Source organism: Desulfovibrio porci (genome assembly GCF_009696265.1).
Lineage (GTDB): Bacteria > Desulfobacterota > Desulfovibrionia > Desulfovibrionales > Desulfovibrionaceae > Desulfovibrio > Desulfovibrio porci.
In genome coordinates this window covers 14,641-29,549 of the sequence record NZ_VUMH01000006.1, presented here as the reverse complement: position 1 = coordinate 29,549, position 14,909 = coordinate 14,641, and the positions used below count along the sequence as shown (strand labels likewise).

4 protein-coding genes are annotated in these 14,909 nt (G+C 61.0%); 2 read left to right on the top strand and 2 right to left on the bottom strand.

From position 1 onward, the window contains the following. Positions 1 to 19 precede the first annotated feature (19 nt). On the top strand, positions 20 to 3,274 hold the full coding sequence (locus tag FYJ44_RS07205) for a DEAD/DEAH box helicase (RefSeq protein ID WP_154510693.1): 3,255 nt from the start codon (positions 20 to 22) through the stop codon (positions 3,272 to 3,274). A 92-nt stretch (positions 3,275 to 3,366) separates the two neighbouring features. On the opposite strand, the gene FYJ44_RS07200 is transcribed toward FYJ44_RS07205, so the two are convergent. After that, positions 3,367 to 3,699 (bottom strand): winged helix-turn-helix transcriptional regulator, encoded by a 333-nt coding sequence (locus FYJ44_RS07200; protein WP_154510691.1) that lies wholly within the window; start codon positions 3,697 to 3,699, stop codon positions 3,367 to 3,369. A gap of 135 nt (positions 3,700 to 3,834) precedes the next feature. Between FYJ44_RS07200 and FYJ44_RS07195 the strand changes: the two genes are divergently transcribed. Continuing rightward, entirely contained in the window at positions 3,835 to 4,392 is a 558-nt protein-coding gene (locus tag FYJ44_RS07195; protein WP_154510689.1) for a flavodoxin family protein, read from the top strand. Positions 4,393 to 4,661: 269 nt separating this feature from the next. Here the strand turns inward: FYJ44_RS07195 and FYJ44_RS07190 are convergent, their stop codons facing one another. Next, positions 4,662 to 14,519, bottom strand: coding sequence for a VCBS domain-containing protein (locus FYJ44_RS07190; RefSeq protein ID WP_154510687.1), 9,858 nt, complete (start codon positions 14,517 to 14,519; stop codon positions 4,662 to 4,664). Positions 14,520 to 14,909 lie beyond the last annotated feature (390 nt).

Below are 14,909 nucleotides of genomic sequence, written 5' to 3'. Positions count from 1 at the left end.
GGGTGATTTTGAGGGATGCATGAGCCGATCAGAACAAAGTGTCGTCCGGGAAATGTGCCAGGCCTTTTTGCACGACAGCGTGCCGGAATATATCCGCGACGCCGCCTACTATATCCTGTCCGAAGGCGGGGCGCAAAAAATAAATATTCAGGAAGGCGAGACCTGGGACGTGCAGGGCGTGATCCAGGGGGAGGACCTTCAGGTCTACACGCCGAGCCTGAGTTTCACCATCACGGACCGCAGCACGCGCCACCAGTGCAACTGCTCGGACGCCTTTTCCGGCATCTGCCGGCATGTGGCGGCCCTAGCCCTGCGCCTCATTGAAGAACTGCGCAAGGAACAGGGCGATCCGGAGGAAACCCCGTCCCCAGCCACGGACTGGAAGCAGAGCTTCCGGAATTTCTTTTCCACGGACATGGAGCCTGAACCGGGTCGCCATTACCTGATCTTCCGTTTCGCGCCGGAACAGGGACGGCTGCTGGTTTCCTTTTTCCGGGGCAGGCAGAACAAGTCCGGCCTGTCCAGCGTACACAGCGAGGTGACGCTGGAGCAGATCATCCAGAATCCGGACTGGTCCGAATTTTCGCCCCAACTGCCGCACGTGGCCCGCCAGATCGGCCAGCACCTTGATTATTACGGCCACCGGGTGGAGATTCCCGACGGGCTGACCTCCTGGTTTTTCTGGTCCGTGCGCAAGGAATATTACCTGCTCTGGATGGATACGGACAAGCCCTGCCGCATCGAAAGCACGCCTTTCGCCCTCAAGCTCAAGCCCAATCTGGACGACACGGGCTTCAGCTTCGAAGTGCTGCTGAAACGCGAAGGCCGCCCTCCCTTGCCCATCCGCGCGGGCAATTCTTCCGCCCAGGCCGGCGGCCATGCCAACCTGGAGGACGCGCCCATCACCTTCCACGGCCAGATGCCGCTCTGGGTCTGCTACCAGCACAATTTCTACCCGGTGCAGACGGGCCTCTACCCTTCGCTGGTGCGCAACCTGATCTACGAGCGCCCGGTGGTGCCGCACGAGGAAATTTCGGAATTTCTGGACCGCGTCTGGACGCGCCTGCCCGCCTCGGAACTCTATGAGCCGCAGGAATTCCTCAAGCTCATGGAGCCGGTCTTCCAGCCCGCCACCTACAATCCCAAACTTTTTCTGGATGAGGAAGGCAGCCTGCTGACCCTGGAAATCGACAACATCTACGAAACCAGACACGGCGAATTCACTCTCAACGGGCCGAACCCGGACTTCCAGACCGGCAGCTACTCCTATGAGGGCCAGACCTACCTGGTGCGCCGCCATCAGGATGAGGAAGCCCAGCTCATGAACGAGCTTACCGGCATGGACTTTCAGGCCCGCTCCAGCAAGCTCTGGTTTCTGGAGCCGGAAGAGGCCATTGCCTTTCTGCTCGACTCCTATCCCAAGCTGGTGGAAAGCTACCGGGTATACGGCGAGCGCGCCCTCTCCCGCTACAAGATGCGCACGGCCAAGTCCACCATCACGGCCCAGGTGAGCAGCAACGAAAAAGAAAAGTGGTTTTCCCTGGACATCAGCGTGGATTACGAGGGGCAGTCCCTGCCCCTGGAAAAAATCTGGAAAGCCTGGTCGCGCGGCAAGCGCTACGTGCAGCTTAAGGACGGTTCCTACACCAGCCTGCCCGAGGCCTGGCTGGAAAAGCTCTCGCACAAGCTCACGGCCCTGGGTCTGGACCCCAGCAAGCCCCCGCAGCAGAAATTCAAGCAGTTCGAGGCCCCGGTGCTGGACAGTCTGCTGGAAGACCTGCCCGGCGCGGCCACGGATTCTTTCTGGAACAATCTGCGCGAAAAAATCCGCTCTTTCCGCGAGGTGCGGCCCATTGCGCCGCCCAAGGGCCTTAACGCGAACCTGCGCGCCTACCAGGCGCAGGGCCTTTCCTACTTGAATTTTCTCTCGGAATACGGCTTCGGCGGCATCCTGGCCGATGAAATGGGCCTGGGCAAGACTGTGCAGACCCTGGCCTTCATCCAGTATATGGTGGAAAACCACTATGACGGCCCCAACCTCATCGTGGTGCCCACTTCGGTGCTGCCCAACTGGGAACGCGAGGCGCAAAAATTCGTGCCCGGCCTCAAACAACTGACCATCTACGGCACGCGGCGCGAGGGCATGTTCAAGCATATCGCGGGCTCGGATCTGATCATCACCACCTACGCGCTCTTGCGGCGCGACCTGGAGGAGATGGAAAAGTACGAGTTCAACACCGTGATTCTGGACGAAGCCCAGAACATCAAGAATCCCAACACCATCACGGCCCGCGCCGTGCGCCGGATCAACGCCCGCATGCGTCTCTGCCTCTCGGGCACGCCCATTGAAAACAATCTCTTCGAGCTCTGGTCCCTGTTCGAATTCCTGATGCCCGGCTTTCTGGGCTCGCAGCACGCCTTCCAGCGCGGCATCGTCAAGCCCATCAAGGACGGCGACGCCGAAACCCTGGAATATCTGCGCACCCGCGTGCGGCCCTTCATCCTGCGCCGCACCAAGGCTGAAGTGGCCAAGGATCTGCCGCCCAAGGTGGAAAGCGTCACCTGCTGCGCCCTAGAAGAAGCCCAGGCCGAACTGTACGCCGCCCTGGCCCGCAAGCTGCGCGCCCAGGTGCTGGCCGACGTGGACCAGAAAGGCCTGGCCAAAAGCCAGATGTCCATTCTCGACGCCCTGCTCAAGCTGCGCCAGATCTGCTGCCATCCGCGCCTGCTCAAGATGGATCTGCCCGGCTTTTCCAACAACCTGCCTTCCGGCAAGTTCGACGCCTTCAAGGACATGGTCATGGAAATCGTGGAGGGCGGGCACAAGGTGCTGGTCTTCTCGCAGTTCGTGCAGATGCTTCAGATCATCAAGCAATGGCTGGAGTTCTCGCAGGTGCCCTTCTGCTACCTGGACGGGGCCAGCAAAGACCGCTTCGATCAGGTGGACCGCTTCAACAACAGCCCGGACATCCCCATCTTCCTGATCTCGCTCAAGGCGGGCGGCACAGGCCTGAACCTGACCTCCGCCGACTACGTGATCCACTACGATCCGTGGTGGAACCCGGCTGTGGAGAGCCAGGCCACGGACCGCACCCACCGTATCGGCCAGACCCGCCAGGTCTTTTCCTACAAGCTGATCTGCCAGAATACGGTGGAGGAAAAAATCCTCAAGCTTCAGGAAGCCAAGCGCGGGGTGGCCGAAGCCATCATTCCGGGTCAGGACACCTGGAAATCCCTGACCAGGGAAGATCTGGAAATGCTCTTCGACGTATAGAAACAGGCCCTGCTTCGGCAGAGCGCGTCCGCGGGAAGAACCGCCGCTTTGACGGCGTTTTCCCGCGGGCTTTTTGTGCCATGCGCCAAGCGTCAGATCCGGTGCGCTTCCCCCCACTCGCACAGTGCGTCCAGAATCGGCATCAGCGACCGACCCCGTTCGGACAGACGGTATTCCACCTTGGGCGGAATCTGCGGATATTCCGTGCGGACGAGCAGGTCGTCCGCCTCCAGTTCCTTGAGGGCCATACTCAGGGTTTTGTGCGAGATGCCGCCGATGTGCCGCTTGAGCGCGTTGTAGCGAACAACCATGCACTCGGCCAGGATATACAGGATCAGCAGTTTATATTTGCCTGAAATCAGCGACATGGTGTAGCCGAAGCCCGTGGATTTGAGGTCCGCCCCGGTGGGCGCGCAGGTGGGCATGGCACTCTCCTTTTGGTGAGTATCTCACTTTTATGTGCGTACTTCCGCTTTCATCTACAGCAGGTTATGAGCAGGGGCAAGACGGTGCGCTGTTCGCGCCCGGCCGCAACATTCTTTTGAAAAAGGTTGAAACGCATGAGCAAAAAAATTCTGATCCTCAACGGCAGCCCCAGAAAAAACGGCAACACCGCCGCCCTGGCCGGAGCATTCGCTGATGGCGCGCGGGAAGCCGGGCATACAACCACCAGTTTCGCGCTGCGGGAACTGGATATTCACCCCTGTTTCGGCTGTTTCGGCGGCGGCAAGGACCCGCACAGCCCCTGCGTGCAGAAGGACGGCATGGAGCGCATTTACCCGGCCTACAGGGAAGCGGACATTCTGGTGCTCGCCTCGCCCATGTACTACTGGAACTTCAGCGGACAATTGAAGTGCGCTTTTGACAGGCTCTTCGCCGTGGCGGAATGCAATGCCGGTTATGCCAATCCCCGCAAGGACTGTGTCATGCTGATGGCCGCCGAAGGCGCGGACAAGGACAATTTTGAACCCGTGCTGCACTATTATGAGGCCCTGCTGCGGCACATGGGCTGGAAGAATCTGGGCACGGTGCTGGCGGGCGGCGTGCTGGCCGTGGGCGACATCCTGGGCAAACCGGCGCTGGAAGAGGCGCGGCAGCTCGGCAAAAGTCTGCGCTGAGCGGGCCCCGCCAAAGACGCAGGGCCCGCGCCGGATATCCGGCGCGGGTTCCCGACGGATGACAAACCCCGCTTCGCGCGGTTCGCGCCGCCGTCGGCTCGTTTTCACGAAAACTCGCCGGGCGGAAAGGCACGAAAATCAGTCGCCTGACGGCGCAGCAAAGCTGCGACCCGCTCCTGATTTTCGGGGCTGCCGACGTTGTCAACAGCATCATGGCCCGCGCCGGATATCCGGCGCGGGCCATGTCATTTTTTAACGCTTATGCCGCGCTAGCTGTTTTCCACCTGTATCTGGGCGGCGGCCTGGTCGGTCTGCTCCTGCATGGTGTTCACATGCACATCCGAACCCACTGTTATGGTCACGCCGCCGTTGCTGTAAGCGTCGTAACCCTCGGGAGCGCCGTCCGTCTTGGACCAGCCCTCGCCCAGATCCACCCGATTGTCGCCCAAGGTGATGCCGATGCCGCTGAGGGCGTCCATATTGGTCAGATTCGAGACGTCCTCGCCGCTGATGATGACCTCCACGTTGGTGACGTTCTGATCAAGTCCGCCGCTCTGGAAGAGGGAGTCCATATTCTGCTCTCCCTGCACCAGAAGCACGTCCATGCCCGCGCCGCCGTCGTAGGTGCTGCCGGTCTGGCCGTTGTACACCAGGATGTCGTTGCCGTCGCCGCCGAAGAGGTAGTCATCGCCCGCGCCGCCGGAGAGGATGTCGTCGCCGGAACCGCCGTGCAGGCTTTCCGCGCCCTCGCCGCCGAAGACGACCTGCGCATCCTGCGCATGCTCATCACCGAGGCTGCCGCCCGCGCCGGGCGAAGGCGCGTCAAGGCTGACCTCCACGCTGCCGTGCGTGTCAGTCCAATGGCCGTCGGACACCGTGTAGTTGAAGGATTCCTTCAGCTCTTCACCGTTGGCGTGGGCCTCCGCGAGCTTCAGCAGATTCTCCGACGAGGTATCCAGAGTATAATGGTACTGGCCGGTGGCCGCGTCGAAATGCAGGGTTCCGAAAGCGCCCTGCACGTCGCCGCTTCCGTCTATCTGCTCAAAGTGATAGGTCAGAGGATCGCCGTGATCCTGCCCGTCCAGCTTCACATCGTTGAGCGGCAGGCTGTTGTCGGCCGGATTGGCGTTCGCGTCATCGGATGAGATGGAGAAGTCCGCGTCCGGCACCAGACCGGTCAGACCCAGCACCAACGCGGCCTGGCCAATCTGCGGTCTGGCATTGGCGCCGGTGATGGTCGCCTTCAGGTTGCCGGACGTGGCATCTTCACGGCCGTCGCTGACCTTGAACTGGAAGTTCACGTCCGTGGATTCGTCCGTGCGCATATTTTGTGTTATTTTGGAATCAGCGGTGAACTTCCAGCTCCACACCTTGCCGTCCGCATCCTTCGGACTCAGTTCGAACCTGCCCACGCCCTCAATATCCACGCTGTTGCCCGTTACCGGATATTCGTGTCCATTCACGACAATGGACAGGCTGTGCGTGTCAGTGGCGTCCGCATCGCTGAAAGCCAGGGTGCCGGCGTTGTTCTTGCCGGTGGCCGAATCAATGACCGGCGCGTCGTTGGTGCCCACAATGTTGATGGTCACATCCACCGGATCGGACTTCGCGCCGTACTTGTCGGTCGCCGTCACCTGAAAGACTTCCTGCGCCGTCTGATCCTGAGCGAGAACAGCGGCCCGGCCGTTGTCCAGCGTATAGGTATAGTTGCCGTCGGCGTCGATGGTAACCGTGCCGTATGTCGTGGTCAGAACCGTGCCGTCGGCGTTCAGAGTCCAGCCCTCCGCCTTCTGTTCATCCGTTAAGGAGAATCTGTACGTCAGCTTGTCGCCCGCGTCCGCGTCCACGTCATTGGCGACGATGTTTCCGCCGAAGCGGGCGTCATCGCCTGTCGCGCCTTCGACGAGCGGCGTGTCCACGGTGTTGCCGGTGCGGGAAGCATTGACGTCGATATCCGGGGCGGTGTTGGTGCCCTTGATGTTGACGACGATTTGTCCGCTTCCTTCAAGGCCGTCATGATCCTTCACCGTGACGTCGAACGTGATCTCGTACAGTTCGCCCGGCTTCATGGCGCGGACGGCGTCGTTGCCGCTGTTCAGCGCAAACGAATACTTGCCGGTGGCGGGATCCAGCGTCAGGGTGCCGTAGTCGTTGGTAAAGGTCAGCAGGCCGCCGTTTTCCGCAGAGACGGTCTCAGACCCGCCATCCTTGGGGCCGGTGATGGTATAGGTGAGGTTGTCCCTGCTGTCCGCCGCGTCCGGGTCGATGACGTAGAAAGTGCCTTCCGCCGTTCCGGCCGTGTCGGAAGCCTCGGTCACGGTGAGCGTCTTGTCGATGATCAGTTGCGGCTTGTCAGCCGTCCCCTGGATGGACACGTTGACGTCAACGCCCTCGGCGCTGGTCACGTTGTGCCCGTCTACCGCGTACACCTTGACGGTGGCGGTCGGATTGTCCGCTTGGCTCAGGCCCTGCACGGCGGCGCTTTCGTTGTTCAGGGTGAACACGACGTTGCCGTCGTTATCAATCTGCCAGGTGCCGTACCCGTTGGGATCTTCCATGAAGGTCTTGCCGTTGGCGAACACGAAGTGCAGATTGCCCGTGCCCTGGTCATCCGTGAACGCGGCCGCAAGGTCGCCCTTGGCGATCACGCTCTCCACGGTATTGGAGCCGACAGGGAAGCCGTCTTCCGTGACGCCCGTGCCATTGACGCTGCCAACCGAGGCGTCACGTTCGGGCGCGAAGTTCTGCCCGTCGATCTTGATGGTGATCTCCTGATCCACGGTGGCCGTGCCGTCAGTAACGTGGACAGTGAACTTGTCGTTAAGATCCGTGCCCGCGATAAGATGCCACTTGCCGTCGGCGTCCTTGTAGAAGTACTTCGAGGCCTCGGAATCCGCTTCCAGCTTGGCCGGGTCCAGCTTGTAGGTGTAGGTCCACTTGCCGTTCTCGCCCTCCACCAGCGTGATCGTGCCGTACTTGCCGACCATGGTGTCCGTACCGTTGTCAAAGTGGGCGGTCAGATCTTCCATTTTGCCCGCGTCGTCGCGGTCCACATCCGTGGCGATGATCGTGCCCTCAGCGCTCAGGACGCCCCCCTCCACGCCATGAATGGTCTTCGACGCATCAAAGTGGGTGATCTCGGGCGCATCGTTGGTGCCGGTGATCGTAATGGTGATCTTTACAACATTGCTGCCGTCCTCCGCCGGTTCCTTTCCATCCGTCGTCACCACCTTGCCGTTGAGCATGACGGTGAATTCTTCCTCCACAGTCTGGCCCTCGTGCAGGTTCTGCACCGGGTTGTCGCTGCCGTTCTCGCCGTTGAACAGGGTATAGGTCCACTTGCCCGTGGCCGGGTCAACGGTGATGTACCCATACTTGCCGTCGACCGGTTCGGGATGATCAATCATCCCGGTCTGGGTCTGGCCGTTCGCGCCCTGCACGCCGAAGAAGACGGAGGAGTCGGACGCATCAACATTGGCGTTCAACTGCCCGGAAACGGATTCATGGGTAGTGTCATCCTGGTCCGAATCGCCGTCCTCGACCACCGCCCCGGCCAGATCGCCGTCGACATATTCGGGGCCGGAGCCGCCTCCGCCGATCCAGTCGTTCTTGTCGATGGTGATCTGGATTTCCCTGGTCGTCTCGGACTGCGCGCCGTGCGGATCCACCACCACGACCTTGATGGTGTCGGTAAAGGTATCCTTATCCGGATTATCCCTGAAGTAATCCGCCAGCTTGGAGCTGTAGCTGTCCACCGTGTAGGTGTACTCGCCGGTCACGGGGTCAATGGTAAAGGAGCCGTAATCCGTCTTGATGACGGTGGACGTGCTGAAGTCCCCGTTCACCTGCTTGCTGCCGTCGGTGAGCATGTATTGCAGGGAATTGTCATTGTCGTCGATATCGGTGCCGCCGCTGACCGAGCCTTCAAAGCGCATGTCGGGCTTGATCTCATCCGTGTGATCCGTATCCTTCACAAAGGGCTTGGCCACGCCGGTGAAATCGTCGGTCCCCTTCGTCCATTCCGGGCGATCGTTGGCGCCGTTGACGGTAACGGAGATTTCCTTCTCGACCGTCTGGCCGTTGATCACGGCCTGGATGGTAAAGTGTTCGGTATCCGACTTTGCGTTGCTGCCCTCGGAGTTCCAGTCCTGAATCTTGCTGTTGTCCAGCTCGTAATGATACTTGCCGGTGGCCGGATCAAGAACAAGCTTGCCGTACGCGCCCTCCACGACAACGGTTCCGTCCTTTCCGTCCGTTCCGCCCTTGAGATTCCACTCAACCTCACCTCTGGCGATGGCGTCCTTGTCCTGCTGATCCACGCCCGCAACCGAAGAAGATTTGCTCTGCGAATCAGTGAAGCCCTCGTCACGGCTGAGCGCCCCGCCGTTTTCCGTCACCGACAGATTGTCGGCGCCCAGCTTGAAGTCGTCGTGTTCGCCCTGGAAGTTGATCTGGAACTTGCCGTTGGTGGACGCGCCGTGCTCGTCCGTGATCCGGATGTTGAAGCCTTCGTCCGTGAGCAGCTGATCCGCGTTCAGATGGTCGAACGTGCTCTTGGGAACTGTCAGGGTGTAGATATAGCTGCCGTCCGGGCGCAGTTCGAGGATGCCGTACTTGCCTTCAATCTTCTGCACCAGCGTGCCGTCGGGCTTGACAATGGCATAGGTAAAGGAATCGCCTTCGGCGTCGGAACCTGCCAAGTTGCCCGAGATGCCGCCCGAAGCGCTGTCTTCCTTGAAGGAGACTCCGTTTTCTCCCGCGACCCAGAGCGGCAACGAGGAACCGTCCTCCGCCGTGTGCGTGGCGTCCAGCGTGGCGTTGTCGGCGCCTTCCTGCACAAAGACGGGGCGGTCGTTGGCGCCGTCGAGGTAGACCTCCAGCTTCTGATCGGCCACCATATCCGGGTCGGTCAGTTTGCCGTCGGTGAAGGCGTCGTGGCGGTCGTCCCAGGCCACCAGCCTGAAGTTGTCGCCCAGGAAGTCGGAGAGTTTGGCGTGCCAGTTCTCGTCCTTGAAGTTCAGGGCGTCCTGGTCCATTTCGAATGTGAATTTGCCGTCGGCGTCGATGCTCAGCGTGCCGTAATGGATGCCGTCAATGGTGATCTCCAGCGAGCAGCCCGCGCCTTCACCTGTGCCGGTGATGGAGTAGGAATGGCCGTTCGCCACGCCCACCGTGGTGACGGGATTACTACCGTCGCCGTCAACGGCGCTGAGCAGCTTGCCGTCCAGCATGAAGCCGTAGTGCTGGTTCTGTTCGCCCGAAGCGTTGGCGTCGGTCCACTCCACATTGAAATTGCCGCTGGCCGAGCCGTCGGCATTGTTATCCACATTGCCGCCGGGTATGACGCCTTCTTCCTTCACTTCCAGAGCATGGGCGTCCGCCGTGACCACGGTCAGTTTGGGGCCGTCGTCCGTGCCCGTGACCGTAAAGGTCACGTCCTTGATGTCGAACGCGCCGCCGGAGTCCTTGACCACGATGCTGAATGTTTCGTCGGCGCTGTCCTGTGCGCTCCAGTCCGAAACCTTGTTGTGATCCAGTTCGTACTTGTAGATGGGATTACCGTCGGTATCCTTGGTGATGGTCAGCGTGCCGTACTTGCCCACCACCGTGGCGGCAACATTCCCATTGGCGCCGGAGTCAATAATATTACCCGCCGAGGACCAAAAACCGCTGTTCCCCTCATTCAGGTGCTCGCCGTTTACGGTGACGTCGTTGCCGGCTGCATCCTTCTGGACAATATAGTAGTTATGCGAGTCCTTCGCGTCGGGGTCCAGGGCCGCAAGGCTGCCTGTGGCGATCGTGTCCGTCTGGTCGGTCACGTCATGATCGGCATTTTGGTCCAGCACCAGTTCGGGCCGGTCATTGGTGCCCTGGATCTTCACCACGACCTCAACAACCTTCGTGCCGCCATGCGGATCGCTCACCTCTACCTTGAAGGTGCGGCCGCTGTAGTAATTCGCGCCGAACATGTTGTTGATGATATCCCCCACGCTGCCGGAAGCGGCCATGGTGAAGGTATATTCGCCGGTCTGGGGATCAAGCGTCAGTGTGCCGAGGCTGATGTGGGAAAGAATGCCCTTGGCGTTGGCGTCGGACAGGGTGGAGATGTCAAAACCGGGGGCCTGAATCAACGCCTTGAGGGCGTCGCTGACCGCCAGGCTGCCGTCGGCCGCCGCCGCCTTGATCGCCGCGTTCAGAGCGTCGAGCTGATCGGGCGGGAATGTGTCGCTCCGGATCTGCCCCAACACCGCGGTGTAATCCCCGCCGGAGCTCAGCAAATGCTGGGCGCTCAAGCCATCCTTCGCGACCTGGGTGTGCGTCGCGTCGACAAATTTGAACGTGAAACCGTCTTCCGCCGCGACATGCCCGTTAGTTCCGGTAATCTTGTCATCCACGTCCGAGACCTTGATCTGGCCGGACGCTTCAAACTGGTGTCTGCCGTTGACCGTGCCGCCGTCAACCGTGGGCGCGTTACCGTTGAACACGCCGTCTTCCCTGACGGTCAGGTCGGAAGCGCTGGCCGTGGGCGCGTCGTTGGTGCCGTCCACCCGGATGGTGATGGGCTCCTGAGCGTAAGCCCCGTGTTCGTCCGTGACACGGACATTGACCGTGTCGGCGGAGTTAATGAAGTCGCCGTTGTTCATCCCCTGCACGACGGGACGGTCATTGAACAGCTCGAAGTGGTAGCCGCCCCCCGGTTCCATGACCAGTTTGCCCACACAGGTATCAATGTTGTCCGACGTCTGCAGATGCCCGTCCTTGTCCATATACAGGGTGGTGTACACCTTGGCGTCCGGCGCGTCGCCGAGCGTGAAACCGTAGCTCTGGGTGGCGTTGTGGTCGTCGTCCGTGCCTGTGGCCGTGCCGCTGTCCTTGCTCTGGGAAGCGTCCACGTCCACGCCCGCCTCACGCACAACGAGCGCGGTGTGGTCCAGGGAAAGTATGGGCACGTCGTTGGTGCCTTCAATGGTCACGCCGATCATGTGGTGACCCTGCGAGCCGTGTTCGTCCGTGGCAGTGACGGTGAAGTGGAAATCCAGCTTCTCGCCCTTGGCCAGGCTTTGCGCGGCGTCGCCGTCAAGAGCGAAAGTATAGTCCCCGGCCTTGTGGTACACTGTGCTGCCGTCGCCCAGCGTTTCCGTCCAGTCCTGCTTGTGGAAAGTCAGCGTGCCGTAGTTGGTCTTGATGACCTGAACGTTGTCCGTCTCCGAAGAGCCTGCGGGGTCCACGGTAATGTTGGAGGTAAAGGCGTTGCCGCTAGCGTCCACGAAAGGCGTGGCGCTTGAGCCTTCACCCTGGTAATGCGTGACGTCCTTGCCCGCGAACTCGTCGCCGAGTTTCACGGAAAGCCCGAATCCGCCGTCCTGATCCGGGTCGCTCACGTTGACATGACCGGAAACCTCGACCCGATGATGATCAGGGAAGACGTAGCCGTTGTCCTTGCCGTCGTCCGTGGTGGCGGTATTGCCGTCGCCGTCCTTGCCCATGGACACGCCTTCTTCCTTGGCGTGGACCTTGCTGTATTCCACCTTGGGCTGGTCATTGGTGCCCTTGATCAGGATGTCCACCTCATGTTCGGCGGGAGTGGAGCCGGGCCTGCCGTCCGACACGGACAGTGTGTATTTGCCGCTATAATGGTCCTCGCCCTCGACGTGGGTGGCGCCATCCGTCTCATCATACTGCTTGAGGCCGTTTACCGCGTCGTTATCCAGTTCGTAACGGTAACTGTAGGTGGTGTCGTGGCTGCCGTCGGGGTTGTTGACGGTGGTCTCGGTGACGAACAGGGTGCCGTACGCGTCCTTGACGTACAGTTCGCCCGTGCCGGGGTCCCGCGTCAGGGTCACCTCATTACCGTTCGCATCCTTCACGGTCAGGGTCAGGGTGTCGTTGGTATCGACTTCATGCACCTTGAACTGGCCGTCAGCCTCCGAAATGCCGTCGATTCTGGCCTGGTTCGGACCTTCCGCCCAACCGTCATTGATGCCGGTTTCCGTCTTGTCGCCCACGCCGGATTCCTTGAGCACCAGGGAACCGCGCTGAACGTCCCCGGTGGGATCGTCGTTCGCGCCCTTGAGGGTCACGGTAATGGATTCGGTATCGTGCGCATCGTGACGGTCGGTCACGGTGATGTCGAAATGCAGCGTGACGTCGTCACCCGCACCCAGGTGCTGGGCCGCAACGGAAGGCTCGAAGGTATAGGTGCCGTCGGCCTTGACGGTCAGCGTGCCGTACTTGGTTTCAAAAACGGCGTCGTCGCCGAAATCGGCGGAGGGCACGGAACTGTCAATGGAGGCGTCGTCATTTTCTCCGGGCCGGTGCTCAATGCTGAACTTGTGGTTGACGGTTTTACCGCCCGCCAGCGCGCCGTCCGCATCGTCATCCAGCACGGTATGCGTGCCCTGGCCTACGCCGTCCTCGCTGCCCACCATGTTCGTATTGCTCAGGCTCAGATCCGGCGCATCGTTGGTACCCGTGATCGTGACCTTCACATCCTGCTGCACAGAGGCTCCCGCGCCGTCCGTCACGGTCAGCCGGAAGGGCAGGTCAACCGACTGGCCCTCGTTGAGCTTGCCCGCCGCGTCGCCGTAGCCGGGGTTGTTTTCGTCGTACAGGTTGAAGATATAGGTGTAGGTCGTGGTTGTGGAGCCGTTGGCATCCGTCACGATGACGGGCGTGATGGTGAGCACGCCGTATTCCGTGGTGACGGTGGTGACGCCGTCCGACGAGGTGGAAACGTTGTACTCGGACGGATCAAGGCCATCAATGACCACGGAAAGCGTCTGCGCGTCGTTGGCGTCCTTGTCGAACACGGTAAAGCTGCCGCCGTCGTTCATGACGCCGTCCACGGGGGTCATCTCCGCGCCGACCACGCCGCTTTCCACCACACCCAGCGCGCCCTTGCCGACCTCAGTAATAACGGGATCGTCATTCGCGCCGCGAATGACGACTTCAAGCGGGCGTTCCGCATGCGCGCCGTACTCGTCGGTGACCACCACGGTCACATGCTGGATCACGTCGTCCGCGCCGTCGCCCTTCAGAACTTTTACGGCGTCGCTGTTCCTGTCCAGCGTATAGGTATAGTCGCCCGAGTCCGGGTCGATGGTCAGCGTGCCGTAGTCGTCCGTAATGGACAGAATGGGGTTGCCGTCGGCATCCGTGCCGAAACTGTAATGAAGATCGTGTCCGGCATCGGGGTCGTCGCCCAGAGCCGTGCCGCCGTCGGTGATGTTCCCCGTCATGTCAGGCGTGCCGTCGACATCGACGAAAAGTTCGTCCCTGGTCAGTTCCAGGCTGGGAATATCGTTGGTGCCGGTCACATTGACGGTGATGGTGGCCTCGGTCACGCCGCCGCGCCCGTCGCTGACCTGGACGGTAAAGTCTTCGGACACCGTCTGGCCTTCGGCCAGCCCATTGGCCTTGTCGTTGTCCAGCACATAGGTGTAGGAGCCGTCAGGATTGATGGTGATGGTGCCGTAGTCAGTGGTGATGCTTGTGACCAGGCTGCCGTCGGAAGCGACAAAAGCGAAATGCAGCGCGTCGCCGTTGGGATCATAGGCATTGACCTGCCCGCCCGCCGTGGGGACGCCCTCCTTGTAGTCGTTGCCGCCCACAAAGACGCCGGTTTCCACCACGTTGATCGCGCCGCTGATGGAAATCACGGGCGCGACGTTGACCTCGTCGCCATCCGGACTGACCACCCCCAGGGCGTCCACGTCTTCGGTGTAGGGCCGGTCCAGGTTCATGCCCCAGTCCAGCTCGTTAAGGTGGTTGATGCCGTCAAGCAGGTCGCTGTTGCCGAACTCATTGTAGCGGGCGGCGCGGGCGGCCGCTCCCGCCGCCGGTCCGGCGGCGGGCATCAGGTCAGGGCCAAAGGCGTTGAAAAAGTCCGCGCCCGCCACCAGGGTGCCGTCCACTTCAAAGTCCGGCATGCTTTCCTGGGAATACTGGGTGTAAAAATTGGCGAGCTCAATCTTGGAGCCGTCTTCAAAACTGAAGACGAGGTTGTCCCCCGTGCGCTCCATCGTGGCCTGATCCGTGGGGAATTGCAGCACCAGACGGGAGTCGGGCACGCTTTCCAGAACGATATGCTGTCCCGCTTGCGGACGGCTGAGGGTAATATCTGCCATGGGTCTCCTCCCGTCGTGGCCGGACGGACAGTCCGCGCCACAGTAGAGTAAAGTTCCACCGCGACGCGTGAATGCGCCCAAGCGGCGAAAGCGGAAGTTTCGTGGGGATTATCGGGAATACCGGCGAGAAAAAAGCAGGCATCAACAAAAAAAGAGACCGTGGACCAGGTCGTCCATGCTCTTTGCGATACTTGCGCTGCGGTCCGCCGCGCCAATGGGGCGGACTCGTTCTTCTCGGGATGCCAAGCGACATCCGGAAAAGCAAGGGGAGGCGGGTCCGGGGGCGACCCGCGCTACGGGATGAGGAGTACGCAGCAAACGCTACTAAATACAGCCAGAGCTACGAAATATCACCTCGTGCACCTCTTATTTATGCCTTTTCACACGAGA

Excerpts from the sequence above, each read along its gene's own strand:
- FYJ44_RS07190 (WP_154510687.1), bottom strand. The coding sequence starts at position 14,519 with ATGGCAGATATTACCCTCAGCCGTCCGCAAGCGGGACAGCATATCGTT.
- FYJ44_RS07200 (WP_154510691.1), bottom strand. The coding sequence starts at position 3,699 with ATGCCCACCTGCGCGCCCACCGGGGCGGACCTCAAATCCACGGGCTTC.
- FYJ44_RS07205 (WP_154510693.1), top strand. The coding sequence starts at position 20 with ATGAGCCGATCAGAACAAAGTGTCGTCCGGGAAATGTGCCAGGCCTTT.
- FYJ44_RS07195 (WP_154510689.1), top strand. The coding sequence starts at position 3,835 with ATGAGCAAAAAAATTCTGATCCTCAACGGCAGCCCCAGAAAAAACGGC.